The following is a 26419-nucleotide window of genomic DNA, read 5'->3' as shown; positions in this document are numbered from 1 at the left end:
AGCGATGACCGCGTCCGCCGCAATCAGTGGATCGTGCCGCACGCCTCGGTCGCGGCCATCACCTCGATCAGCCGCTCGATCTGCCGCCACCGGCAGAATGCGATGGCATTGCCGATCGTCGCGCTGCGATCGGCACGCGTCGCCGCCTCCGCCGCCGCGGTCTCACCATAGGTCGCGATCAGCGCGGTCGCATCGGACACCTGACGCGCATCGGTAAGGTAGAGGTCGTTCATCGCATACTCCGCACGGGCCGTGAGCGACCTTCAGGCCTCCACACACGGATCGTGCCACGATCGCGCATGTTCGGAGCCGCGCAGGGTACGATGGTAAACCGCGCTCGGCGCGCTGCCCCACGCGTCCCGGCGCGGGACGCTGGCGTCTCGCAACGGGACGTGGCAGGGCGCGGCGATGCCGACGCCTCGCTCTTCGCCCACCCCCCCCTCGCCGCCCGCGGGCGGCGTGCTGATCATGATCGGCGCCCTGGGTGGCGCCGCGATCGGATTCGCCGTGGGTCAGGCGACTCCCGGTTTCCTGATCGGTATCACGCTGGGAATTCTCGCCGCCCTCGCGATCTGGTGGCGTCACCGCACCCGCTAACGCGTAGCTTTGACCCGTTCGCGCTAACGCGGCGCGCGCATCAGCCACACGACCTTGCCGATCACCTCGATCGTCCCCGCCACCGGCGGTGCGGCGGGATTGTCGCTCGACGCTACGATCCGTCCGCCCTCGCGGCGCACGCGTTTCACCATCGTCACCCCGTCGACCCGGATGACATGGACCTCGCCGCGCACCCCCGGTGACCGCGTCGCTTGATCGACCACGATCAGGTCGCCCTCGATCAGCCCCGGCTCCATCGACGTGCCGCGTACCCGGACGATCCCCGCCTGCCCCTCGCGCAGCCCCAGCTCGCGCGCCAGCCGCGGGTCGAGCATCGTCGCGCCGATCGTCACCTCCTCGTCGACGAACGCCCCCGCCCCCGCCGACACCCCGATCGCGAGTCGCGGCACCGCGAATCCCGCGGGCGCCGCCTCGCCGCCCAGCTCGGTCGGGTCGACCCCGAAATAATCCGACAGCCGCTGCCGGTCGTCGTCCGCCAGCCGCCGCGGCGACCCGCGCGTCACGAATTGCTGCAAATACGCCAGGTTGCGCCCGAGCATCGCCGACAGCGCCGCGAGGCTGTCCCCGCGCGCCGCCGCCAGTTCGCGCAACCGCGCCCGTGGATCGATCGCCGCCATCGTCTTCCTCCATACCGCAGGAAATTTTCCTAGACAAGTTGGAAATCAGAACAGAGCAAGAACATATTACGCGACTCGGGGAGACTGAAGATGACGCCTGCGCTTTCGATCGTGATCGATCGCTACCTGCGCGCCCATGACATGCCCGAAACGCTGTTCGGGCGGCGCGCGGTCAACGATCCACGGCTGGTCAGCGATTTGCGCCGCGGCCGACAAGTCGGCGAACGGGTGCGCCGCCGGATCGAGCTTTTCATGCGGGAAAACCACGCATGAAACTCGATGCCTTCACCGGCGCGGGCCGTCGCTTGGCGCGCGCGCTGCGGTTGTCCGCCGTCACCGCGGGGCTCGATGCGCTGGTCCTCTCCGCGACCGAGCAGCCGTGGGCGAGCGCGACCTACATCGGCGCGCGCCACCGGATCGAGCTCGGGCTCCCCGCTGGCCCGGCGCGCTATCGCTGGCTCGCGGGGCTCGCCGAGGCGGAGCTGCCGATGCGCGGTCATATCGCGCTGCCCCCCGCGATCCTCGCCGCCGACGACGACCGCGTGACGCTGGAGATCGTGACGCTCGAATCGCACTAGGATAAGGGTGGTGGATGACCACCCTCACCTACCGCAGCTATCTCAGGCTCCCCGAACTGCTCGCGGTCCAGTCGCCGCGCTCGGGGGTCCATGACGAACTGCTCTTCGTCACGATCCACCAGGCGTCCGAACTGTGGATGAAATTGTGCCTCCATGAACTCCGCGAGGCGCGCCGCCGGATCGCGCGCGACGACCTCCAGCCCGCGCTCAAGATGATGGCGCGGGTCAGCCGCATCCAGGCGCAGCTGATCCAGTCGTGGGAGGTGCTGGCGACGATGACCCCCGCCGATTACGCCGCGATGCGCGGCACCCTGGGCGCGAGTTCGGGCTTCCAGTCGGACCAGTATCGCGAGCTCGAATTCCTGCTCGGCAGCCGCAATCCTGCGCTGGTCGCGGTGTTCGAAGAGCCCGAGGTGCGCACGCGGCTCGAGGCGGAACTGGCGCGCCCCAGCCTGTACGACGAAGCGATCGCGCTGCTCGGCCGGCGCGGCCTGCCGGTCCCCGCCGACCGTGTCACCCCATCCCCCGAGGTCGAGGCGTGCTGGGCGACGGTCTACGCCGATCCCGATCGCTATTGGGATCTGTACGAGCTCGCCGAAAAGCTCGTCGACCTCGAATATCACCTCCAATTGTGGCGGTTCAGCCACCTCAAGACGGTCGAGCGCGTCATCGGGTTCAAGCGCGGCACCGGCGGCAGCGCGGGGGTGCCCTATCTCGCCAAGGTCATCGAACAACGCTTCTTTCCCGAGCTGCTCGACGTCCGGACCTCGCTCTGACACCGTTGGTCGCACCGGGGAAACATGACGCGAATTTCATTTTGATATAACGTATCATTGCCATTAGGGAGCAGCGACTCGCCACACAGGAAATCGCCTTGCTCCTCAAAGCCGCCCTGCTCGCTTCGACATTGATCATCACAGCCCCGATCGCCGCCCAAACCGTCCCCGCGCCCGTCACCGCGCAGTCGCCCGCGATGGTCGATCGCGCCGCCCCCGCGACCGATCCGGACCAGGCGACACCCGGCACCACCGCGCCGACCGCCGCAGCCGCGAAGGATATCGTCGTCACCGGCGCACGGCTCGATGCGGCGCGCGCGGCGATCCAGCCCTCGCTCGGCGCGACCAGCTACGGCATCACCAACGCGACGATCCAGGCGCTCCCCGGCGGCGACAACCAGAATTTCAACCAGATCGTCCTCCAGTTGCCCGGCGTCGTCCAGGACGGCGGTGGCCAGTTCCACGTCCGCAACGACCACAACAATTTGCAATACCGGATCAACGGCACGATCCTGCCGGAAGGCGTCGCGGTGTTCGGCCAGACGCTGTCGCCGCGGCTGATCCAGAGCTTCAACCTGCTCACCGGCGCGCTGCCCGCGCAATATGGCCTGCGCACCGCGGGGATTCTGGATATCACGACGAAGACCGGCTTCACCAACAACGGCAACGTCTCGATCTACGGCGGATCGAACGGCACGATCGAACCCAGCCTCACCTATGGCGGGTCGACCGGGTCGACCAATTACTTCGTGTCGGGCGACTATCGCCACGACGATGTCGGCATCGAGCGCGTCGACGGCCGCCGCGATGCGATCCACGACAAGACCGACCAATATCAGGGCTTCGCCTATGTCGATCATATCCTGAACGACGCAAACCGCGTGTCCTTCGTGGGCGGCTACGCCAACCAGTATTTCCAGATCCCCAACCCGCGCGGGCTGCACGCCGCGCTCGTCGGGCCGGGCTATGCGGTCAATGGCCGCAGGGATTTCCTCAGCGACGATCTGGACGAACGCCAGCTCGAACGCACCGGCTTCGGCCAGCTCGCGCTGCTCCACGACGCGGGCAACCTCACCGTCCAGACCTCGCTGTTCGCGCGCTATTCGGCGCTGACCTATCGCCCCGACATGGTCGGCGAGCTGCTCTTCAACGGCCAGGCGCAACGCGCATTCAAGCAGGATTTCACCGCGGGCGGCCAGGTCGACGCGGTCTATCGGCTCGGCGACGCGCATACGCTGCGCGGCGGCGTGCTGGTGACGCGCGACCGCGGCGCGAGCGACACGACCAGCTACGTCTTCCCGGTCGACGCCACGGGCGCACAGACCGGTGGGCCGCTGACGATCGCCGATCGCAGCGGCAAGACCGAATGGACCGAAAGCGTCTACGCGCAGGACGAATGGAAGCTGACCCCCAGCGTCACGATCAACTACGGCGCACGGTTCGATCATTATTGCGGCTATCGCTGCGAACAGCAGCTCAGCCCGCGGATCAACGGCGTCTGGCAACCTGCCAAGGGGCTCGCGATCCACGCCGGCTATGCGCGCTATTTCTCGCCCGCGCCGTTCGAAAACGTCGCGCTGACGACGGTCGCCCGGTTCGTCGGCACCAGCGCGGCTGCCCCCGGCACGCAAGGCGCGGTGCCCTATGCCGAGCGCCAGGATTATGTCGACGTCGGATTTCAACAGGTGCTCGGCCGCGTGACCTTCGGCGTCGACGGCTATCACCGCCGCTCGACCAATCTGGTCGACGAGGGCCAGTTCGGCGCGCCGATCATCCTGACCCCGTTCAACTATGCCAAGGGCCGGATCGACGGCGTCGAGGCGAACGCCAGCTACGCGCATGGCCCCTTCCTCGCCTACGCCAATCTCGCTTATTCGAAGGCGCAGGGTCGCAACATCGTTTCGAGCAATTTCAACTTCGATCCCGCCGACCTCGCCGCGATCAGCCGCCAGTTCATCTATCTCGACCACGACCAGACCTACACCGGCTCGGGCGGCCTCTCGTACAAGGTCGACCAGGGGATGCTGAGCGGCGTCCAGCTCGGCGGCGACCTGATCTACGGCTCCGGATTGCGCCGCGACGGCGATGTCCCCAACGGCGGCAAGCTCCCCCCCTATGTGCAGCTCAACCTCTCGACCAGCTACCGCATCCCCAGCGCCGGGCTCCAGCTACGGTTCGACGTGATCAACGTCGCCGACCATGTCTATCAGATCCGCGACGGGTCGGGGATCGGCGTCGGCGCCCCCCAATATGGCCCGCGCCGCGGCCTCTTCGTCGGGATTTCCAAGGATATTTGACGCGCGCGGTATCGCGACGCTGGCCATTTACATCCCCCACGCCGCCGCTTAACCGGTCGGCCAAAGGAGAATTGGAATGGCCGGTATGGGCAAGTTCGATTGGGCGGACCCGTTCCTCCTCGACGATCAACTGACCGAGGACGAACGCATGGTTCGCGATACCGCGGCGGCCTATGCGCAGGACAAGCTCGGGCCGCGGATCGTCGATGCGTTCCAGAACGAGCATACCGATCCCGACGTCTTCCGCGAAATGGGCGAACTCGGGCTGCTCGGCCCGACGATTCCGGAGGAATATGGCGGGGTCGGCGCAGGGTATGTCGCCTATGGTCTGGTCGCGCGCGAGGTCGAGCGCGTCGACAGCGGCTATCGCTCGATGATGAGCGTCCAGTCGAGCCTCGTGATGTACCCGATCCACGCCTATGGTTCCGAGGAGCAGAAGCGCAAATACCTGCCCAAATTGGCGAGCGGTGAATGGATCGGCTGCTTCGGCCTCACCGAGCCCGACGCGGGCTCCGACCCCGGCGGGATGACCACGCGTGCCAAAAAGGTCGACGGCGGCTACGTCATCTCGGGCGCGAAGACCTGGATCAGCAATTCGCCGATCGCCGACGTCTTCGTCGTGTGGGCGAAGAGCGAGGCGCATGGCGACGGTATCCGCGGTTTCATTCTCGAAAAAGGCATGAAGGGCCTCGTCGCCCCCAAGATCGAGGGCAAGCTCTCGCTTCGCGCCAGCATCACCGGGATGATCATGATGGACGAGGTCGAGGTCGGCGAGGACGCGCTGCTCCCCGATGTCCAGGGCCTCAAGGGTCCGTTCGGCTGCCTCAACCGCGCGCGCTACGGGATTAGCTGGGGCGCGCTCGGCGCCGCCGAATTCTGCTTCCACGCCGCGCGCCAATATGGCCTCGACCGCCACCAGTTCGGCAAGCCGCTCGCCGCCAACCAGCTGTACCAGAAGAAGCTCGCCGACATGCAAACCGACATCGCGCTCGGCCTTCAGGCGTCACTCCGCGTCGGCCGCCTGATGGACGAGGGCCGGTTCGCGCCCGAGATGGTCTCGATCGTCAAGCGCAACAACGTCGGCAAGGCGCTCGACATCGCGCGGATGAGCCGCGACATGCACGGCGGCAACGGCATCAGCGGCGAATATCATGTCATGCGCCACCTGATGAACCTCGAGACGGTCAACACCTACGAAGGCGCGCACGACGTCCACGCGCTGATTTTGGGCCGCGCGATCACGGGCATCGCCGCGTTCTAATCCTTCTACCACCCCGGCGCACGCCGGGGCCCAGTTGGTGAACATCACTTGTTGAACCTTGCGCTCCGTCACCACCACATTCCCCACTGGGCCCCGGCGTCCGCCGGGGTGGTGAAAAAATGAGCGAGCCACCCTTGAAGGGCCTTCGCGTCCTGGAACTCGCCCGCATCCTCGCCGGCCCCTGGGCAGGCCAGGTCCTCGCCGATCTCGGCGCGACCGTGACGAAGGTCGAATCCCCGCAGGGCGACGACACCCGCACCTGGGGCCCACCGTGGATCGAAAACCCCGACGGCACCCGCGACGCCGCTTATTACCACGCCTGCAACCGCGGCAAATCCTCGCTCGTCATCGACTTCACCACCCCCGAAGGCCAGCAGCAGGTCCGCGATCTCGCCGCCGATGCCGACGTGCTGATCGAGAATTTCAAGGTCGGCGGCCTCGCCAAATACGGGCTCGACTACGCCACCCTGTCAGCGCTCAACCCCCGCCTCGTCTATTGCTCGATCACCGGCTTCGGTCAGGACGGCCCGTATGCGCCGCGCGCGGGCTACGACTTCATCATCCAGGGGATGAGCGGGATGATGGACCTGACCGGCGACCCCGACGGCGCGCCGCAGAAAATCGGCGTCGCGATGGCCGATATCACCACCGGGCTCTATGCGGTAATCGCGATCCAGGCCGCGCTCCACCAGCGCGCGACGACCGGGCGCGGCCAGCATATCGACATGGCGTTGCTCGATACGATGGTCGGCGTCCTCGCCAACCAGGCCGCCAATTATTTCGCCAAGCGCGTCACCCCGACCCGCGTCGGCAACGCGCACATGAACGTGTCGCCTTATGCAGTGTTCGAAACCGCCGACGGCTGGTTCATCCTCGCGGTCGGCAACGACGCGCAGTTCCGCCGCTTCTGCGCGGTCACCGGGATCGAGGCGCGCGATGAATGGGCGACCAACGCCGGGCGGCTCGAACACAAGCCCGCGCTGTTCGCAGCGATCACCGCGGTGACCAAAACCGTCGCCCGCGACGACCTGCTCGCCAAGCTCGAGGCGGTCGGCGTCCCCGCCGGCCCGATCAACACCGTCGAACAGGCGCTAACCGACCCCCAGATCGTTGCGCGCGGCATGGTGACGAAGGGCGACAAGATCGATGGCCTGCGCACGCCCATCCGGTTCTCGGATGCGACGCTCGTCACGGGCAAGCCAGCACCGATGCTGGGCGAACACGACTGACCCCGTCACCCCGGAACAAGTCCGGCATGACGAATGGAGCGCATGATGACCCACCCCCCCCTCCACGGCCTCCGCATCGTCGAGATGGCGGGCATCGGCCCCGGCCCGTTCTGCGGCATGATGCTCGCCGATCACGGCGCCGAGGTGATCCGGATCGATCGCGCCAAGGCTGGCGGGCTCACGATCGACAGTCACGACCCCCTCCTGCGCACCCGCAAATCGATCGCGCTCGACCTCAAGACGCCGGAGGGCGTCGCCGCGGTCAAGCGCATCGTCGCCACCGCCGATGGCCTGATCGAAGGCTTCCGCCCCGGCGTCATGGAGCGGCTCGGCCTCGGCCCCGACATACTGATCGCCGCCAACCCAAAGCTCGTCTACGGCCGGATGACCGGCTGGGGCCAGACCGGGCCGATGGCGCACGAACCCGGCCACGACATCAATTACATCGCGATCTCGGGCGCGCTCCACGCCTATGGCCGCAGCGGCGAGAAACCGACCCCGCCGATCAACATGGTCGGCGATTTCGGCGGCGGCGCGATGATGCTCGCGTTCGGGATGCTCGCCGCGTTGCTCCACGCGGGCAAGACCGGCCAGGGTCAGGTCGTCGACGCCGCGATGACCGACGGATCGGCGTTATTGATGAGCATGATCTGGGGCTTCCGCGGTATGGGTCGCTGGTCGGGCGAGCGCGGCACCAACCTGCTCGATACCGGCGCGCATTTCTACGACACTTACGAGACCGCGGACGGCAAATGGATCTCGCTCGGCGCGATCGAGCCGCAATTCTACGCCGCCTTCCGCCGCGTCATGGAACTCGACGATCCGGCGTGGGACGCGCAGCTGAACCCGGCAAGCTGGCCCGGCCTGAAAGCCGAACTCACCATCCGCTTCCGCACCAAGACCCGCGACGGGTGGGTCGCGGCGTTTGCGGGGCACGAGGTCTGCTTCGCCCCGGTCCTCGATTTCGACGAGGCGCTTGCCCACGACCACAACCGCGCCCGCGACACCTTCGTCGAGGCGGGCGGCGTCCACCAGCCCGCCCCCGCCCCGCGTTATTCGGCCAGCGACACCGTCCGCCCGGTGATGGCCGGCGCGCGCAAAGATGCGGCATGGCTCGCCGACCTCGGCTTCGACCCCGCCGAGATCGCGGCGCTGGGCCATTAGTACCAATCAATTACCGTTCGTGCTGAACCCGTCGAAGCACCGTTGCCGTCGATGCCCTTCGACAAGCTCAGGACGAACGGAAACGGCCGATTAGGCCGTCGCCGCGACCACCTCGGGCGCGGGATGCCGCGCGTACAGCCCATACCCCAGGATCACCGCATAACACGCCGCGGGCAGGATCAGCGCGAAGTGGAGCGACCCGCTCGCATCGGCCAGCGCGCCGGTCAGCGGCGGGATGATCGCGCCGCCGACGATCGCGGTCGCGATGACCCCTGATCCTTCCGCCGCGCGCTTGCCGAGCCCTTCGCTTGCCAGGCTGAAGATGGTGGGGAACATGATCGAATTGCACAGCCCGATCGCGAGCAGCGACCAGCCCGACACCAGCCCCGTGGTGTTCGCCGAGATCAGGATCAGCGCGATCGATCCGGTCGCGACGGTCGCGAGCACCTTGCCCGGCGATACCCGGCTCAGCACATACGCGCCGATGAACCGCCCGATCAGCGCGCCGCCCCAATAGAAGGGTACATGCTTGCCAGCCTCCTGACCGGTCAGCCCCATCACGCCGGGCTGCATCAGGTAATTGACGATCAGCGACCCGATCGCGACTTCCGCGCCGACATAGAGGAAGATGCACGCCGCGCCGATGCCGAACCGCGGCCGCGCGAGCAGGTCGAACGCCTGGAGGATACTGCCCTGCTCGCTCTGCTCCTCGCGCAACCGGTTGCGCCGCGTCCAGATCACCGCTGCGACGATCGCCAGCGCGATCGCGAGCCCGATATAGGTGTGGACGACGGTCTTGGTCTCCGCCGCGCGATACGCATCGAGCGCCGCGCCGGTCAGCGTCGAGGCGTCCATGCTCGCCAGCCCGCCGAGTATCAGTACCGATCCGACATAGGGAAAGATCGTCGTGCCGAGCGAATTGAACGCCTGCGCGAAGGTCAACCGGCTGTGCGCGGTATTCGGCTTGCCGAGCAGCGAGATCAGCGGGTTTGCCACGACCTGGACGATCGTGATCCCCGCCGCGAGCACGAACAGCGCGAACAGGAACACCCCGAACGTCGCCGACGCGCTCGCCGGGATGAACAACAGGCACCCGACCATCATCGTCAGCAATCCGATCGCGGCCGACCGCATATAGCCCGCCCGCCGCACGATCGCCGCCGCGGGGATCGACACGATCGCATAGGCCGCAAAGAACGCCGATTGCACCAGCAACGCCTGCGCATAATTGAGCGTGAACAGTTCCTTCAGCTTGGGAATGATCACGTCGTTGAGGCTGGTGATCCCGCCGAAGGTGAAGAACAGCGCGAAGACGAAGATGCGCAGGTCGGGCGCGTCATAGCCATGCTGCGGATCGCCCGCCGCCGCCGGATCGCCGGCCGCCGCCGGATCGCCCGCCGCCGGATTGCCCATGCTGCTAGTATCGACGTGCATCACCATGGAATCCGGCCCCTCTCGCCCACTCTCGGTGACGAGGCATAGGCCGCGCGCCGCGACGCTCGCAAGCGCGACATACGGGCTGGCTTGCGGTGCGCCGGATCGCCTACAACGCTTACCGTGACCCGTTTTACCGTCAACAACCAGCCGATCGAATATAAGCTCGATCCCGCGACCCCGCTGCTGTGGGCGCTGCGCGACGCATCGAACCTCACCGGCACCAAATATGGCTGCGGGACGGGGCATTGCGGCGCGTGCATCGTCGATGTCGACGGCGCTGCGGTGAAATCGTGCATGGTGACGATCGCCGCGATCGAGGGCAGTTTCGTCACCACGATCGAGGGCCTCTCGCGTGAGCGCGCGCATCCGCTCCAGCTCGCGTTCATCGCCGCCAACGTGCCGCAATGCGGGTTCTGCATCCCCGGCGTCATCATGGCCGCCGCGGTGCTGCTCAAACGCGATGGCAATCCCGGCGAAGACGCGATCAAGGCCGCGATCACCAACATCTGCCGCTGCGGCGTCTATCCCCGACTGATCGACGCGATCCAGCGCGCCGGGCGAGCCGCCCGCGGCGAAGAAACGATTCCCGCGGGCGCGCGCCCCGGCATCGACCCCGCCGACGCCGCGCGCGTCGTTCCCGCGCTCACCCCGGCGCGCGATTAGCTGTCGCAACGCTGACCAACGAATTCAGCTTCCGCTCAACCCGCGTGGTACATAACGGCGCCATCATCGGGGCCGGCTCGTGCGCCGGCATGTTGAGGACGAGACCCATGAAGACCGTGATCAAGGCATTGCTGGCGGCGACCACGTTGTTGCCCGCGGCGGCCTATGCGCAGAACGCGACCTGGCAGAACCGCGGCGACCAGGGCGAGACGCGTGCCGACCGCGACGGCGACGGCACCACGCGCGGGGGCCAACGCGGCCAGTGGCGCAACCGTGTCGACACCCAGCCGCAAGCCCAGGCGCGGCTACAAGCCGAGGTCCAGGCCCAACCGACCGTCGTGCAACCAGACGATCGGCGCGATCACCAGCACCGTCGGGGCGACGCGAACCGCGGCGGTTATCAGGGCCGCGTCGAACAACCCCAAGCCTATCAGGCTCCCACCTATCGGACGCCGACCGATCAGAACCGTTGGGGCGACCAACGCCGCCGCGGTGAAGTCCAGCGCGCCGACAATGGTGCCGATGCGGTGCAACGCTACCAGAACAGTCGCCGCGACATCGCGCGCGGCCGGCAGGACAGGCGCGACGACCGCGATACCGCGCAGCGATACGGCAACCGCTACGGCACTCGGTCCGACAACCGCGGGACGTGGAACCGCGATTGGCGCGGCGACCACCGCTACAATTACAACAGCTACCGCACGTCGAACCGCGGCGCCTATCGCCTGCCGCGCTACTATGCGCCGTCCAACTGGGGCTATGGCTATCGTCGCTTCTCGATCGGGGTGACGCTGTCGTCGTTCCTGTGGGATCAGAATTACTGGATCGACGATCCCTATGCCTATCGGCTGCCCGAGGCGTACGGCCCCTATCGCTGGGTCCGCTATTACGACGACGCGCTGCTGATCGACATTCGCAGCGGACGGGTCGTCGATAGCGTGTACGGCATCTTCTACTAAGCGTTCGTCCGGTCGGGCGGCGGGGTTCCGCCGCCCGATTGCCGCTTGCCTTCCGCGCGTCGCGACGCCAATCCGAATGCCATGTTCGGTCGCAGGAAGTCGAAGGCCACCGGGGCCGACCCCACCCGTCAGCGCTTCGGCGCGGAGGTCGCCCAACGGCTCGACAGCGATCCGCGGATGGTGAAGGCCGACATGCCCACCGCGCAGATCTATCACTGCCTCGATTTCCTCGACACCGCGCAGTGCGACGCGCTGGTCGCGATGATCGACACCCACCGCCGCCCCTCGACCTTGCTGTCCGAAAAGGCGGGTGCGGGCTTCCGCACCAGCGAAAGCTGCGACATGGCGCGCCACGACCCCCAGGTTCGCCCGATCGACGAATCGATCGCCGCCGCGCTCGGCATTCCCCCCGATCACGGCGAGACGATGCAGGGCCAGCGCTACGCCCCCGGCCAGCAATTCCGCGCGCATCACGATTATTTCCACGACAGCGAAAGCTATTGGAAGGCGATGGAGAAATCGGGCGGCCAGCGCACCTGGACCGCGATGATCTACCTCAACGACGTGACCGAAGGCGGCGCCACGTGGTTCCCGCAAGCGGGGATCAAGGTCATGCCGCGCAAGGGCCTGCTCCTGACGTGGAACAACATGAACCCCGACGGCAGCCCCAACCTGTTGACGCTCCACGAAGGCATGGCGGTGGTCGAAGGCACCAAATACATCATCACCAAATGGTTTCGCGAGAGGCCGTGGATCACGGGGTGACGCTGCTGGGTTACGGGCCAGTGGGATAGAAATGTCTGGAATTGGGGGGAGCTGCCATTCGCGGGGATACTGCGAGTGGCCGCTTACAATCTGCCACTGACGGTACCCTCAACCAAGGGTGAACGCCGGCGCTCGTTCATGCTGCGCACGATTGCCTCAGAGGGCCTTCGCACGGCGGCCCACCGCTGAGGTGCCAAGTAAACTTAGGTGGACTGATTTTTAAGGAGTAAGCCGACCCCAACTAGGGATATTCGAATGGCGGACGTAACGGCAAAATCAGACGTTCAGCAACAGGACGAAGCCTCGGTCGACGCGTTTCGCCGGGATCTTGGCCCGTTCGTAGTGGCCGCCGAAAAGACCCGCATGCCAATGGTGTTCACAGGCGAGGAGCCCGGTCACCCTGTCATCTTCGCGAACGACGCCTTTTTGGCGCTGACGGGCTACGCGCGCGATGAGGTGTTAGCCAAAAGCTTCCAATCGCTCCTGGCGGTTGGTGTCGATGCGGAAACGATGCCGATTGTCGAAGCGGCGTTCCGAGGTGAGTGCGAGACCGATCCCGAGATTCATTACAAGCGCAATGACGGCAGCGAGTTCTGGGCATCGATGTTCGTCAGCCCGGTGTGCGATGATACCGGCGCGATCGTGCAGCAGTTCGTCTCACTCGTCGACCTAACCGATCATCGGCGGGAGAACGCGCGGTGCAAGATGCTGATCGACGAACTCAATCACCGGGTGAAGAACACGCTATCGACGGTGCAGTCGATCGTGACCCAAGCGCTCCGCAGGCCAGCCGAGCCCGCCGCGGTCCGTGAGGCAATCGAGTCGCGCATTCTCGCTCTGTCGCGGTCACATGACCTGCTCACGATCGGCAATTGGGACGGATCGGGCTTGCACGATCTGGTCGACACCGCCCTACATCCGTTCGAGGTGATCGCGGGCCGCCCCGAGCGTTTCACGGTCGTCGGCGAGAATGTGCGATTATCACCCAAGACCACGCTCTCGCTGGCGATCGCGATCCACGAACTCGCGACCAACGCGGTCAAGTATGGGGCCTTCTCGAACGACGCTGGAACGATCGCGATCGACTGGACGGTGGTGCCGGACACAGCGGGCGATCGCCTGGTGCTGCGGTGGCAGGAGCGCGATGGCCCGGCAGTGACGCCGCCGTCGCGAAAAGGCTTCGGCTCATGGGTCATCGAGCGCGGTCTGGCGCACGAGCTGGGCGGCAAGGTCACGCTCGACTATCATAGCCACGGGGTGGCCTGCACGATCGACATCCCCACTTCCAACCCGGTGAAGCAATGACCGGCCTCCTCGCTGGCCGCCAAATGCTCGTCGTCGAGGACGAGATGCTTGTCCTGATGAATATCGAGATGGCGTTCGAGGATCTTGGCTGCTCCCAGATCCACGCCGCAGCCAGCGTCGCAGAAGCGCTGGCCTTGCTTGGCAGCCACGACTTCGACGCCGCGTTCCTCGACGTCAACTTGGGCGGGGAGAAAAGCTATCCGATCGCCGATGCGCTGGCACAGCGCGGCATTCCGTTTGTTTTCTCGACTGGTTATCGCGACCACGGCGATCGTCCCGATCTCGAGGACCGCCCGGCGCTCAGAAAGCCCTATACGCGTGAGGCGCTGATCGCAGTATTAGAACGGTTGCTACCGGACGAGCCGTTGCCGGTGGCGGCGTAACGCGGCGGCGAAGTCAAAATGGGCAAGCCGGCGCGAAGCTGCTTGAGCTCGACAGCGAACAGGGATGTGATTTTCCACTCAATCGAGTTCGGCCAAGGATCGATGTCTTTCGCATGGGTCAAGCCTGATCGTTCGGCTCTATGCAAGAGTTGGCCGGTCGCGAAGTTGCGGGCAGCGGATTCATCCGTGTTTCAGAGCGTCAAAATCGCGGGCCGAAAATCGCACCTTTTGGCTAGCGGGAGAAATCTCGCGACGACTGAAATTGGGCGATAGCCGCCGCTACGCCCTACTTCCGCTCCCCCGGCCGATAGCGCCGCTCGACATGCCCCGTCAGATCCTCGGGATAGAAATACACCGGCCTGAGTTTACCGCCCGCATACCGATCGATCTCGTCGCGAAAATGCGGCGACGCCGGATCGCCGCTTTCACCACCCGCGGTCACTGCCCAAGCCCGCACCTTCGGCCCGAACTCGACAACCGCGACGAAGCTGTTCCCGCTCGTTCCGTAATAGCGCTTGGTGTTGTCGTACGCCCGCGCGCCGAACGAGGCGAGGCTGCCCCATTGCGCCGAGGTGAAGGGGACGGGTGTGCTCGGGCGGGCGTCGTCGAAATGCGGGTCGATCGCATCGTCCAGTCGCTGGAACCGGTTGATCGTTCCCCACGCGACGCGCCAATTCCCGAAATCGCGCGTCAACCGGTCGACCGCCGCCTGCAGCGCCGCGAGCTTCACCTCGTGCGTCACCCGCGTCGCGATATAATCGGGCACGTTGACGCGCTCCGCGCGCGCGAACTCGCCGACATCGCGCCACAGCGTATCGCCCCAGAACACCGCCAGCGACGTCGGCTCCGAGGCGGCACCCCACCGATAATCCCACCCGCGCAGCAGCGCGATCGGTTCGGCCAACTGCGCACGCCGCGCGGCCCCCTTGGGCAGCGCATCATACGCCGCGACGAGTTGCGGGATCAGCGTCGCGAACGCGGGCAGATAACTGTCGAACGCCGCGGTCATCAGCCGCTCAGGCGTGAAGTCATGCCGGTTCTCAAGCAGCAATGCCGCATGGACCCCGCGCGCGTTCTGCCCCGCGGTATCCATATACGCCGGGAAATCCGCCGCCTTGGGGCTGTCCGCCCCCGCCGCGGTCCACGGCGCATTGTTGCTGTTGGCGACATAGCCCGTCCCCGGATCGACCGCCTGCGGCAGCTTGGCGAGTGGGGTGAGCCCGCGCCAGTCGGTCGCCGGGTCCGCGCCATCCACCGCCCGCGTATAATCGAACCGCTCGCTGCGGATCGGCACGAATTGCGGGTGGAGATACGCGATCTCGCCCTTGGCGTCGGCAAAGATCGTGTCGTTCGACGAATTCGCCTGCCGCTGCGCCACCGTCACATAGCTCGCCAGATCGGTCGCCCGCGTCCTCAGCCAGCTCTGCTCGAGCGCCGGGATCGGCCGCCACATCAGCGCCTCCGCGATCCACGTGGTCCCGCGCTTCGCCACGATCGGGCCGTGATGCGTCGCATAGGTGGTGACGGTGCGGCTCCCCATCGTCCCGTCCGCCCGCCGAAACCGCAGCGTGATCGCGCGCGTCGTCAGCGGTCGCAGCGCCTTACCATACCGATACCGCCCCGCCGCCACCGTCTCGGCGAACTCATCGACGTTATCGACCCCCGATGAGGTATGCATCCACCCCGCGTGCGCGTTGAACCCCTGGTAGATGAAGAACTGCCCCCAGGTCGACGCGCCGTACGCGTTCAGCCCCGCATCGCTCGTCATCTGCAATTCGCTGCGGAAATAAAAGCTCGTGTGCGGGTTGATCAGCAGCAGCGCGTGGCCGTCGACGGTGTTTTTCGGCGCGATCGCGATCCCGTTCGATCCCTTGGGCTCCTGCGGCCGCCGCCCCAGCTCCTCGTCGGTCATCGCCACCGGCGTGCCCCCATAGAAGCTCGCGAGTTCGCTGAGCGAGATCCGCTCGATATCCCCGCCGATGCTCCCCTCGGTGAACGACAGCGCCATCCACGGCTCGAACCGGGTCAGCACCTGCGGATGCACCCCCGGATGCGTCGCCAGATAGAAATTCAACCCATCCGCCCACGCATCCATCAGCCCGCGCAGCCACGCCGGACTGCGATGATATTCCGCCTGCAGCGCAACCGGATCGACATAGAGCCGCTGGCGCAGATCGGCCCAGATCGCGCCTTCTCCGCCCCCCATTTCAATTGGCGCCTCCGCGGTCCGCCCCAGCGCGGTCAGGTAATTCGCCTCGACCCGCGCGAAATCATCCTCCGCCTGCGCATAGATCGCGCCGAACACCGCATCGGCGTCGCTCTTCCCATGGACATGCGCGATCCCCCAGTCGTCGCGCGTGATCGTCACCCGCGCCGCCTCCGCCCGCCACCGCGCCAGGTCGGGCGATTGCGCCTGAGCCGGGGCAGCCGCCAGCAGCATCACGGCGACAAACGAAACAGGGAGCGGGTTGCGGAGCGCGCGTGCGGGTCTATCCATAGGCAAAGGCTATCGGGGCCACGCCGGGGAAACAACATGCGATCACTCATCACCGCTCTGTTCGTGCTTATCGCCGCACCAACCCTAGCCCCAGCACTCGCGGCAGAACCCCCATCGATCCTCCTCCGCCCCGCGCAGGTCTTCGACGGCGAGGACCCCCTTCCCCACCCCGGCTGGCAGGTGCTCGTCACCGGCGACACCATCGCCGCGGTCGGCCCGTCGCTCGCCACCCCGCCCGGCACCCGCACCATCGACCTCCCCGGCGAGACGCTGATCCCCGGCATGATCGAGGGCCACAGCCACCTCTTCCTCCACCCGTACAACGAAGCGAAGTGGGACGATCAGGTCCTCCACGAACCCCTCGCGCTCCGCACCGCGCGCGCGGTCGTCGCCGCCAACCGCACGCTCATGGCGGGCTTCACCACCACCCGCGATCTCGGCACCGAGGGCGCGGGCTATGCCGATGTCGGCCTGCGCGAGGCGATCAGACAGGGCATCGTCCCCGGACCGCGCATTCTCGCCGCGACCCGCGCGATCGTCGCCAGGGGCGCCTATGGCCCCAAGGGCTTCGAGCCCGGCGTGATCGTGCCGCAGGGCGCGGAGGAAGCCAGCGGCGTCGAGGGCATCGTCGCCGCGGTCCGTGGCCAGATCGCCGCGGGGGCCGATGTCGTGAAGCTCTACGGCGATTATCGCTGGGGACCCGGCGAGCCGAGCCGCGCCACCTTCAGCCAGGCCGAGATGACCGCCGCGGTCGCCGCCGCGCACGATGCGGGCCGAACCGTCGCGGTCCACACCTCGACGCCCGAGGGGATGCGCCGCGCGATCGACGCGGGCGCCGACACGATCGAACACGGCTATGGCGGCACCCCCGAAATCTTCCGCGCGATGCACGACCACGGCACCACGCTCTGCCCCACCCTCGCCGCCGCCGACGCGACCGCGCGCTACGCCGGGTGGAGCGGCGCCGATCCCGCCCCCACCGGCGTCGCCACCAGCCGAACCGCCTTCGCCGCCGCGCTCGCCGCGCACGTACAGCTGTGCGTCGGCGGCGACGTCGGCGTCTTCCCCCACGGCGAGAACGCGCGCGAGATCGCGCTGATGGTCGCCGCCGGGATGCCCGCCCCCCAGGCGATGATCGCCGCGACCTCCGGCAACGCCCACGCCTTCCACCTCACCGACCGCGGCACAATCAAGCCCGGCCTCCTCGCCGACCTCGTCGGCCTCGCAGGCGACCCGACCCGCGACGTCGCAGCGACGACAGCGGTGCGGTTCGTGATGAAGGGGGGCGTGGTGGTGCGGGGGGAGTAGTTCAAATTCGTACCGCTGTCGAACGTCGGATGCTTTCCGTTTGCCGCCTGACCTATTATAGTAATCGAGCGTAGTTGATCTATCGCTTCCGCGATTTTCCTCGATCGTGATCCCGACCAACTCGCCCTTTCCGCGCACTGCTCCGCAGCGACGGGTTTGCAGCACGCCCATCATATTCGTGGAGATCACGAAGCGGCAAATTCCACTCCCCAGTGGAAGCAAACAGCAACATGCGTTGTCTAGCTGATGTCACCATAGGAGCCGCTACCGTCTTCTCCAACTGCGTTAATTTATCGTAATAACTCGGCGCGAGCTCGGTGGCCTCGCCTGTTTGCCCGTGGGCAAGAAGCGCGCCTATATGCCCATTACAGAGCGTCACTATGGGATATTGATCTGTTCGCGTCTCATGCCTCGCATCTTGGGCGAGCAAGTTCGTAACTGCATCGCTGATCAACGCTTTTGTTTTTGCGTCATAGACAGGGCGACTTCGAGCCATCTTGAGCTGAATATCGGCGAGCGCGTGCGAAGCAAAAATGTTATCTGGGTAGGCCCGTATCGACTTCGTCAATAATTCAACTGCGACTTCATCCTTTCCAAGACGCCCCATAAATAGCCCATATTGAAGCCAGAAGTGGCCATCGAGCTGAAAGGAAATCTCGTTTTCTCCATAATGGCCGATCCCCAGAGTTTCAGAACGGAATCTTTTTGTGCTTTCGAATATATAGTAATGGTTCAGCAGGAATCTAAACAGAGCAGCATCTTGTCTATTAACGTACTTAATGATTGGCGTATCATACTTTACAAATGTCTTGAGAATACGAGACATACAGTAGAAGAACTCATCTCTTGGCGTAAGAGATTCAAGGATGTGACGCACATAGAGTTCGTGACGAGCAAATAGTCGGCCACCGCCCGCGTCCGCGACGATACCACCAAGCGCAGAAAGAGCTTGATCAAACGATCGCTGCGAGGCGCTCTGCTCGTAAGCCTCCCGCGCCATTGCCTCGCTCATTCCAACGCGCGCGATAGTGGCTATGCCAACCATCACAAGCAAACGCTTTGTCTCGTCGTCCGGAAGATTTTCAAATTCGCTAGAAATGGTGTCCGTGAAATTCGTCGAGTCTGTTGCCTCACGGAGAGCTATCAACAGCTGGCTTTTAGAGCTCGCAAACTTCGCTTTACGCTGAGCGTCGGTCATTCTTCTGAAAATAGGAGCCGGAACGTATTGGACCAAACGCTTTATAAGCGGGTCGAAGTCTGTCCTCACGAACCTTTGAAAATCGTGTACAATTGCAACATCATCCAGATACCTCGAAAGATGCTCATTCCACTCTCCGCTACGAGCAGTACCTACCACTAGTACATCCTGGCCAAATAATGACTCGAGATCCGTTCGCAGAGAGCCTCCAAAAATGAATAAATCACCGACGTGTACAATCACCCGTTTTGACTCTACTCGTCTTAAGACAGAGAATGCGTTTGTGACAGACTTAGTCTCGTGACTAAGATCATAGAGAGCCAGGTTTTCGTTTTCTGCGACTATACGGAGCAGACAAATCATTACCGCGGTTGATTTCCCGCTCCCTGATTGTCCAGTAGCGACTACCAACTCAGCACTAATTGCCAGAGCTGCCTCAATATTACGTTTCAGGCCGCCAATCGCATCGAGTTCAACCGGAATATCTGACGCTGCCACAGTCCACGATGGAGGAAATCCCTGCAGAAACTGCCGCGCAAGCTGCGCCTTTTGCCCCTCGTCCATTTGGCGAGCGAGGTTCAGTTTTTCCGATGGATAGATCGGTTTAAGTGACTGAGCTGCTTCAAGATCCATTGGCGTAAGCGTTGCAAGCGCATCCGGTGAATAATGATTCGATGCTGCAACAATATCTCTCGGTAAAAGTCCGCTAGGAAACTGGCGCGCTAACCAGTTTGTAAATATCTCCAGTGTCCCCTGAAAGTGCACGATTCCGCGAGCCTTCAGTCCAGCTTGCCGTATAGGGCTAAGGTCGTCCGGCGTCACCAAATAAGCACACCCCGATGCCAGTTCACCCTCTCTCTTGGCCCGTTCAAGTTCTGCTGTTAATATTGGTTCGTTCATCGATGAACCGATAAAAACCGGTGTATAAGTTAAATAGTCTTTTGCCGCTTCCTGGTATCAATAATGTCGATCGCTTTTTATCTGTCTCGCATATTCAACCTCGGTCATAATTAAACCATGCTCTGGCCGCGACACTTGACCATGTAAATAAACTATCTGTAAACGCTGAGGTCCAGAGGTTTCTGCCGCTCGGTCAACCATTCCATTATAAGTTACAGCAGCCTGAGCTCGATGACCTCTCACGCTATCGAGAGCATCATCAATGTTCCATGTGTACAGATGCTTCCAACTATATCTAAAAAGTGCTTGAAGTTATCTGGATGGCTCCACGCCCTTATATTCAGAATCCAAAACGCTTCTGATTCCAAGATCGCCGATAATTGGCTGAACTGCGGAAAGTACTTCCGTTAAGGACTCTTCAGCATACGGTAGAGCCGCTCGCCCAGCTAGTATGGCGGCAAGCTGGGCGCTGTTAGGGACCGCCCCCTTCCCGCTACGACTGGACATGGATGCGCCCGCGCCGAGCACGATGACGACACGCCCTTCGCGCAACGATGTAAGCAGATAAGCCTCGTCGTGGTCGGTCATACTTGTGCTGTGCATCTGAACCCCTCAATGCGCTTATCTTGCCCGAAAATGACGACCGTGCAAGTTAAACTCGATCATCGCTTTCATTCCGATACTGAATTGTAATCTTGCACCGTTCCGTCATGGAATTTGTAAAATTCTCAGGCTCGCCCCTGCCGAGATCGGACGATGCTAAAGCGCTGCGCGTGGAACGGTTAACTGCACGCAGATACGAGCCCCCGTTTACCGCTGTCCTACAGCCCCCAAATATGCTTTAGAAATTATTTATTGTCTGCCCGCTCGATACGCCCGCCTCACCATCGCGTCCGCACTGCCGACCTGCGTCCGTCGCATCCGGTCGCATCCGACAGGGAAACCCAAAAAATATTCGCCCCTGTAAAGATCGTCAACTTCGTCAAACTCGTCAACTTCGTCAAACTCGTCCACGTCACCGCGCGGGCACCAACCCTCCGCCCGGCGTACGTTTTGGCATGACCTTGTGTGAACTTTGCGCCTGCCCCGGCGCGTCGACTGCCCTGCCCCCGCCATCGTACTGGCGTGACCTTATGTGACCTTTGCCGCTGGCCCGGCGCGTCGACCGGCCCGGTCCGCACCGCGTCCTGGCGTGACCTTGTGTGAACTTCGCCGCGTCCATTGCCTCCTCCCCGCGTTGCGATAAGACCCTGGGCGATGACCACCGTCCTCAACGTCACCCACTCGATCCTCGGCCAGCCGTGGCGGTGGCGCGCGCTCGCCGCCGATGCGCGCGACGGGTTCGGGACCGACGATCTGGTCACCCAGCTGCTCCTCGCGCGCGGCTGTTCGCGCGCCGCGCTCGACGATAATCGCGCGCCCTCGATCCGCGCGTTCATGCCCGATCCCTCGGTCTTCCGCGACATGGACCGCGCCGCCACCCGCCTCGCCGACGCGGTCGCGGCGGGCGAAAACGTCGCGATCTTCGGCGATTACGACGTCGATGGCGCCACCTCCGCCGCGCTCCTCGTCCTCGTCCTGCGCGACCTCGGCATCGAGGCGCGCCCCTACATCCCCGATCGGATGCGCGAGGGCTATGGCCCCACCGCCGCCGCGCTGCTCCGCCTGGGCCATGAGGGCGCGTCGCTGATCGTCACCGTCGATTGCGGCGCGCAAGGCTTCGACGCGCTCGCCGCCGCGCACGCCGCCGGGATCGACGTCGTCGTCGTCGATCACCACAAATGCACCGCCGCGCTCCCGATCGCGCACGCATTGGTCAACCCCAACCGCCTCGACGAGACCCCGGGCGACGGCGGCGGCGCGGCGCACGGCCACCTCGCCGCGGTCGGGGTCTGCTTCCTCCTCGCCGCCGCGCTGGTCCGCACCCTGCGCGCCCGCGGCTTCTTCGCGGATCGTGCGGAACCCCGGCTGATCGACCTGCTCGATATCGTCGCGCTCGGCACGGTCGCCGATGTCGCCCAGCTCCGCGGCCTCAACCGCGCGTTCGTCGCGCAGGGGCTCAAGGTGATGGCGCAGCGCCGCAACATCGGCCTCGCCGCGCTGATCGAGGCCTCACGCCTCACCCGCGCGCCGACCTGCAGCGACCTCGGCTTCGCGCTCGGCCCCCGGATCAACGCAGGCGGGCGCGTCGGCAAGTCCGACCTCGGCGTCCGCCTCCTCACCACCCGCGACCCCGCCGAGGCGCGCGCCATCGCCGCCGAGCTCGACGCGCTCAACGACCAGCGCCGCGGAATCGAGGGCGACGTCCAGCTTCAGGCCGACGCGCTGGCCGACCCCGCCCGCCGCGTCGTCGTCGTCGCGGGGTCGGGCTGGCACGCTGGCGTCATCGGTATCGTCGCGGGCCGACTCAAGGAACGCCTCGGCCGTCCCGCGATCGTCATCGCGATCGACGACCACGGCGTCGGCAAGGGCTCGGGCCGCTCGATCGCGGGGGTCGATCTCGGTGCCGCGATCCTCGCCGCCAAGGAACATGGGTTGATCGAGGCAGGCGGCGGCCACGCGATGGCCGCAGGGCTGACGGTCTCCGCCGACCGGATCGCCGCCTTCGCCGATTTCCTCGAGGATCGCCTCGCCGCCACCGTCGATCGCGCGCGCGAAGACCGCGCGCTGCTCGTCGATGCGGTGCTCGCGACCGGTGGGGTCAACCCCGCACTGGTCGAGTCGCTCGAGGTCGGCGGCCCCTACGGCATGGGCTGGCCCGCGCCCCGGATCGCGGCGGGGCCGGTCCGCATCATCAAGGCCGATATCGTCGGCAACGGCCATGTCCGCGTCATCGCGAGCGGCGGCGACGGCCCCAGCCTGAAGGCGGTCGCGTTCCGCGCCGCCGACACCGCGCTCGGCCAGGCGCTGCTCGCCGCCCCCCCGCACCGCCGGCTGTGGCTCGCGGGCCGCATCAAGATCGACGACTGGGGCAGCCGCCCCGCCGCCGAGATGCACCTCGAGGACGCCGCCTGGGCCGATTGACCAACTTCCGCACGCCAACGCACACACCATCTTGACCCCCCCGCCCCCTTCGCCTAGTCGACGCCCCGTTGGCCCCTTCGTCTAAGGGTTAGGACGCGGCCCTTTCACGGCTGAAATACGGGTTCGAATCCCGTAGGGGTCACCAGTAGCCTAAGCTACTGAAAACAAACGATTTATTCCTGATAGATGCCGATATTGGCTCTCGGAACCGGGCATAACTCCGGGCATAACTTGGGTCTCTGGTGCGCTCCAATGCGCTAAACGATCTGCTGGTCGCTCAGAAAGAAACGTCGGATTGCTGGGGTTTTTGGTGTCGACGCTGTGCTTGACGCATAACTATCTGCACGGGCGCGGTGCTTTCAGCGCGAAAACCCGGGATCGGGGTCACGCTCAGTCGATTGACGTGCGATCATTCGGAAAGTTATTCGTTCGGCTGCTTTGACTTCCGACTAAATCTGTCGGACTTTAGCGCGATGGGACAACCACCTCACACCCTCGCCACGCTTCGTGCTCGCTATGAACGCGTCAAGGCAAGCGCCGCAAACGGGCTGAGCTCTGGTGCGCTTAATATCGCATTGAGGGAGCTGGTTTTATACTCGATCGACCTAATCAACGAATCGGCAAATCCTGTGGATCTTGTGTCCATGGTTCCAGGTAAGCGTTACGTGGCCTTCGGAAGCGATCGGAACGATACTCTAACACGACCAGCCAATCTCGCACTCTTAACGCTGGACCGCGCACGAATGGGAGCAAACTGGGGACTCCTGACTGGCCAGGAGGATGGCAAAGACGGTAACCGCGATCCTCGTCGGCGAGCTGGTCGCGGAAGGCAAGTTGTCGCTCGACGCGCCAGCGCCGATCGCCGAATGGCATCGTGCGAACGATCCGCGTGGCGCGATCACGCTGCGGATGCTGCTCAACATGTCGTCGGGGCTGCAACATACCGAAGTCGGCGATCCGGTCGAAGCGTCGGACACGAATCAGGTGCTGTTCGTCAGCGGGACCCAAAAGATGGCCGCGCGCGCGATCGGGGTGCCGCTGGAAGCACGACCCGGTGCCAAGTTCGAATATAGCTCGCTCACGACGACACGGTAACCGCGATCCTCGTCGGCGAGCTGGTCGCGGAAGGCAAGTTGTCGCTCGACGCGCCAGCGCCGATCGCCGAATGGCATCGTGCGAACGATCCGCGTGGCGCGATCACGCTGCGGATGCTGCTCAACATGTCGTCGGGGCTGCAACATACCGAAGTCGGCGATCCGGTCGAAGCGTCGGACACGAATCAGGTGCTGTTCGTCAGCGGGACCCAAAAGATGGCCGCGCGCGCGATCGGGGTGCCGCTGGAAGCACGACCCGGTGCCAAGTTCGAATATAGCTCGCTCACGACGATCATCTTGGCGGAGATCATCACGCGGACGCTGACGTCCAGCAGCGATACCCGGGTACGAGCCGAGGCGTATCGCAGCTTCGCCACCCAGCGGTTGTTCGGGCCTGCCGGGATCACAAGCGCGGTGCTCGAGTTCGACGGTGCCGGAACCCAGATCGGCGGATCGCTGATCTACATGACGCTCGACGATTATGGGCGGCTTGGTCAGATATTGCTCGCGGGCAAGGCGCCGGACGGAACACAAATTGTATCGCCTGATTGGCTCTCGTTCATGAAGACGCCTTCGCCCGACAACCCCGAATATGGTGGCCAGCTGTGGCTGAACCGCGCAGGCGGGCGCGACCCGCGCCCAGCGCTGTTTCCAGGCCATGGTCCGGCAACGCTAGTGTCGTGCCTCGGGCATCTCGGCCAGTTTGTCATCGCATCGCCGGACCAGAACCTTGTGCTCGTGCGGCTCGGCAAGACCCAAGACGATACTGCTGCGTTCGCGGCGCTGCGCGTTGCGCTCGGGCGGGTCGTTGAGCGGGTGCCGGCGACCCGCTAACGCGGGCCTTCCGATGTGGTTAGCCGTCAAATAAATAGCTTAGGCACTCGCGTCGATTTCGGGAGAATCGTTGCGCCTGGAACCACCGTGGATAAGTAACCGGTCCGGCCAATGCCGGCGCGCTCGCTGCCGGCAAGTTTCATAGTCGGCTATTCTGAGCGTCTTCTCCTGGGCTCGATCGTCCGCATATTCGGCTTCTCAACAAGCGCGCCTTCTCTGAACCAGCAATGATTCCGGGGGCGAACCGCACCGTGGGACTGATGCGTTTCGTAGGCGAGCGTCCTATATGCCTCGAATGACCAACCTCACCGTCTGGCACGATGGCGACTGTCCGCTCTGCCGCGCAGAAATTGCGTTGATCCGCCGTCTCGATAGGCGCGGTGCGATCCACTTTGTCGACGTAATCAAGGCGGATGCCGACGCCTGCCCCCTTGATCGAGGAGCGCTCCTGGCTCGCTTTCATGCAAACGAGGACGGTGAATTGTTGTCGGGCGCAGCGGCATTCGCAGCAATGTGGCGAGCGATCCCACTGCTACGTCCACTGGGATTGGTCGCGCGCTCACCCACGGTGCTGCGGACACTCGAGACGGCATATATCGGCTTCCTGCGTGTCCGCCCCACGGTACAGCGATTAATCCGTCGGGCTGCGAAGGGGCGAGCTCGCGTCGCGAATTCGTAAATCTCGCCAAGAAAGCGCATCGGGCACCTTTGTCCCTTGGTCGCCCAGGCCACCCATACGAGCTCAGGGTCGATCGTCGCGGTAAGATCGCGCTTGGCGCCATCGCGCGGCGGTCTCAACGTCGGAAACAAGCGCCCATAGCGCTGGACAATATGCGACCTCTCGCGCACCAAACGCACTGTATCGAGCACGCTATTAAGCGCTGCCTAGATTGGGGATATTCACGTGCTGAAAGCCATCGCCGCCATCGCGCTCGCGCTCGCCACCGCCGCCGCTCAGGCCGAGACTTATGCAATTCAGGCAGGTCGGCTGATCGTCGATGCGGCAGCCCCTGCGCGTGCGGCCTCCACCCTCATCATAACCGACGGACGAATCACCCGGATCGACGACGGTGCCACCGCACCCGCCGGTGCGACGGTGGTCGACATGCGCGACAAGACGGTCATGCCTGGGCTGATCGACGTCCACGTTCATTTGACCAGCGACGCAAACCTTCCCTGGTACGAGACGCTCCGGCCCAAATATTCTGAAAGCTACGCGGCCGTCACCGGCGTCAAGAACGCGTTGATCACGGCGCGCGCAGGCTTCACGACAGTTCGCGACGTCGGCTCCAGCGGCACATCTGCCATCGCGGTGCGCGATGCGATCCGTGACGGCAGCGTGCCAGGGCCGCGCATCAAGGTCTCAGGCCAGCCGCTATCGATGATTGGCGGCCACGCCGATCCCGCGGTTGGTCTCTCGCCGGACCTGCGCGACGCCCTCTCGACTACGCCGGGTATGTTCACTGTCTGCACGGGGACCGAGGAATGCAGCAAGGCTGTTCGGCGGCTCGC

Annotated in this window: 24 protein-coding genes and 1 tRNA gene; 20 read left to right on the top strand and 5 right to left on the bottom strand. The window is 64.7% G+C overall.

Going from position 1 to position 26419, the window contains the following annotated elements; genetic code table 11:
• Positions 1-23 precede the first annotated feature (23 nt).
• The gene (locus EAH84_RS07530; RefSeq protein ID WP_140870113.1) at positions 24-233 is read right to left on the bottom strand and encodes a hypothetical protein; all 210 of its coding nucleotides are present in this window, start codon (positions 231-233) and stop codon (positions 24-26) included.
• Between the two features lie 175 nt (positions 234-408).
• Between EAH84_RS07530 and EAH84_RS07525 the strand changes: the two genes are divergently transcribed.
• On the top strand, positions 409-597 hold the full coding sequence (locus EAH84_RS07525) for a hypothetical protein (protein ID WP_140870110.1): 189 nt from the start codon (positions 409-411) through the stop codon (positions 595-597).
• A 23-nt stretch (positions 598-620) separates the two neighbouring features.
• Here the strand turns inward: EAH84_RS07525 and EAH84_RS07520 are convergent, their stop codons facing one another.
• On the bottom strand, positions 621-1235 hold the full coding sequence (locus EAH84_RS07520) for a S24 family peptidase (RefSeq protein ID WP_140870108.1): 615 nt from the start codon (positions 1233-1235) through the stop codon (positions 621-623).
• 90 nt (positions 1236-1325) lie between these two features.
• Here EAH84_RS07520 and EAH84_RS07515 point away from each other — a divergent pair, with 90 nt between their 5' ends.
• The 7 genes from EAH84_RS07515 (at position 1326) to EAH84_RS07485 (ending at position 8540) form a co-directional block, all read left to right on the top strand.
• Positions 1326-1508, top strand: coding sequence for a hypothetical protein (locus tag EAH84_RS07515; RefSeq protein ID WP_140870105.1), 183 nt, complete (start codon positions 1326-1328; stop codon positions 1506-1508).
• A complete protein-coding gene (locus tag EAH84_RS07510; protein WP_140870102.1) occupies positions 1505-1813 on the top strand; it encodes a hypothetical protein in 309 nt (102 codons plus the stop codon). The genes EAH84_RS07515 and EAH84_RS07510 overlap by 4 nt, the downstream gene beginning before the upstream one ends.
• Positions 1814-1827: 14 nt before the next feature.
• Positions 1828-2589 (top strand): tryptophan 2,3-dioxygenase, encoded by a 762-nt coding sequence (locus EAH84_RS07505; protein ID WP_140870100.1) that lies wholly within the window; start codon positions 1828-1830, stop codon positions 2587-2589.
• A 197-nt stretch (positions 2590-2786) separates the two neighbouring features.
• Positions 2787-4886, top strand: a complete 2100-nt coding sequence (locus EAH84_RS07500) for a TonB-dependent receptor (protein ID WP_161978370.1) — start codon at positions 2787-2789, stop codon at positions 4884-4886.
• Positions 4887-4962: 76 nt separating this feature from the next.
• Entirely contained in the window at positions 4963-6147 is a 1185-nt protein-coding gene (locus EAH84_RS07495; protein WP_140870099.1) for an acyl-CoA dehydrogenase, read from the top strand.
• 119 nt (positions 6148-6266) lie between these two features.
• The gene (locus EAH84_RS07490) at positions 6267-7376 is read left to right on the top strand and encodes a CaiB/BaiF CoA transferase family protein (protein WP_140870097.1); all 1110 of its coding nucleotides are present in this window, start codon (positions 6267-6269) and stop codon (positions 7374-7376) included.
• A 45-nt stretch (positions 7377-7421) separates the two neighbouring features.
• A complete protein-coding gene (locus EAH84_RS07485; RefSeq protein WP_194150374.1) occupies positions 7422-8540 on the top strand; it encodes a CaiB/BaiF CoA transferase family protein in 1119 nt (372 codons plus the stop codon).
• Positions 8541-8630: 90 nt separating this feature from the next.
• Here the strand turns inward: EAH84_RS07485 and EAH84_RS07480 are convergent, their stop codons facing one another.
• The gene (locus EAH84_RS07480) at positions 8631-9953 is read right to left on the bottom strand and encodes a sugar MFS transporter (protein ID WP_140870687.1); all 1323 of its coding nucleotides are present in this window, start codon (positions 9951-9953) and stop codon (positions 8631-8633) included.
• Between the two features lie 144 nt (positions 9954-10097).
• Between EAH84_RS07480 and EAH84_RS07475 the strand changes: the two genes are divergently transcribed.
• The 5 genes from EAH84_RS07475 to EAH84_RS07455 all read left to right on the top strand — a co-directional run bounded on the left by EAH84_RS07475 (position 10098) and on the right by EAH84_RS07455 (position 14052).
• Positions 10098-10640 (top strand): (2Fe-2S)-binding protein, encoded by a 543-nt coding sequence (locus EAH84_RS07475; RefSeq protein ID WP_140870093.1) that lies wholly within the window; start codon positions 10098-10100, stop codon positions 10638-10640.
• 107 nt (positions 10641-10747) lie between these two features.
• On the top strand, positions 10748-11599 hold the full coding sequence (locus EAH84_RS07470) for an RcnB family protein (RefSeq protein ID WP_140870091.1): 852 nt from the start codon (positions 10748-10750) through the stop codon (positions 11597-11599).
• 81 nt (positions 11600-11680) lie between these two features.
• On the top strand, positions 11681-12364 hold the full coding sequence (locus EAH84_RS07465; RefSeq protein WP_140870089.1) for a 2OG-Fe(II) oxygenase: 684 nt from the start codon (positions 11681-11683) through the stop codon (positions 12362-12364).
• A 363-nt stretch (positions 12365-12727) separates the two neighbouring features.
• Entirely contained in the window at positions 12728-13669 is a 942-nt protein-coding gene (locus EAH84_RS07460; protein ID WP_140870086.1) for an HWE histidine kinase domain-containing protein, read from the top strand.
• Complete coding sequence (locus EAH84_RS07455; protein ID WP_140870084.1) at positions 13666-14052, top strand: response regulator; 387 nt, start codon at positions 13666-13668, stop codon at positions 14050-14052. Before EAH84_RS07460 ends, EAH84_RS07455 begins: the two co-directional genes overlap by 4 nt.
• 286 nt (positions 14053-14338) lie before the next feature.
• Here the strand turns inward: EAH84_RS07455 and EAH84_RS07450 are convergent, their stop codons facing one another.
• Positions 14339-16549, bottom strand: a complete 2211-nt coding sequence (locus EAH84_RS07450) for a penicillin acylase family protein (protein ID WP_140870081.1) — start codon at positions 16547-16549, stop codon at positions 14339-14341.
• Positions 16550-16585: 36 nt separating this feature from the next.
• On the opposite strand from EAH84_RS07450, the gene EAH84_RS07445 reads away from it, so the two are divergent.
• Positions 16586-17857, top strand: coding sequence for a metal-dependent hydrolase family protein (locus EAH84_RS07445; protein WP_140870077.1), 1272 nt, complete (start codon positions 16586-16588; stop codon positions 17855-17857).
• A 79-nt stretch (positions 17858-17936) separates the two neighbouring features.
• On the opposite strand, the gene EAH84_RS07440 is transcribed toward EAH84_RS07445, so the two are convergent.
• A complete protein-coding gene (locus tag EAH84_RS07440; RefSeq protein WP_140870074.1) occupies positions 17937-19955 on the bottom strand; it encodes a hypothetical protein in 2019 nt (672 codons plus the stop codon).
• Between the two features lie 1257 nt (positions 19956-21212).
• On the opposite strand from EAH84_RS07440, the gene recJ reads away from it, so the two are divergent.
• The 6 genes from recJ to EAH84_RS07410 form a co-directional block, all read left to right on the top strand.
• Positions 21213-22979, top strand: coding sequence for a single-stranded-DNA-specific exonuclease RecJ (gene recJ, locus EAH84_RS07435; RefSeq protein WP_140870071.1), 1767 nt, complete (start codon positions 21213-21215; stop codon positions 22977-22979).
• Positions 22980-23049: 70 nt separating this feature from the next.
• A tRNA-Glu gene (locus EAH84_RS07430) sits at positions 23050-23124 on the top strand.
• A 635-nt stretch (positions 23125-23759) separates the two neighbouring features.
• A complete protein-coding gene (locus EAH84_RS07425) occupies positions 23760-24074 on the top strand; it encodes a serine hydrolase (RefSeq protein ID WP_140870068.1) in 315 nt (104 codons plus the stop codon).
• Between the two features lie 38 nt (positions 24075-24112).
• The gene (locus EAH84_RS07420) at positions 24113-24907 is read left to right on the top strand and encodes a serine hydrolase domain-containing protein (RefSeq protein WP_241656501.1); all 795 of its coding nucleotides are present in this window, start codon (positions 24113-24115) and stop codon (positions 24905-24907) included.
• A gap of 295 nt (positions 24908-25202) precedes the next feature.
• On the top strand, positions 25203-25586 hold the full coding sequence (locus EAH84_RS07415; protein ID WP_140870062.1) for a thiol-disulfide oxidoreductase DCC family protein: 384 nt from the start codon (positions 25203-25205) through the stop codon (positions 25584-25586).
• Between the two features lie 225 nt (positions 25587-25811).
• On the top strand, positions 25812-26419 hold a 608-nt coding region (locus EAH84_RS07410; protein ID WP_140870059.1), incomplete at its 3' end, for an amidohydrolase family protein.

This window comes from Sphingomonas oligophenolica (assembly GCF_006438955.1).
Taxonomy (GTDB): Bacteria; Pseudomonadota; Alphaproteobacteria; order Sphingomonadales; family Sphingomonadaceae; genus Sphingomonas; species Sphingomonas oligophenolica_A.
This window is presented reverse-complemented; position numbering and strand designations above follow the sequence as displayed.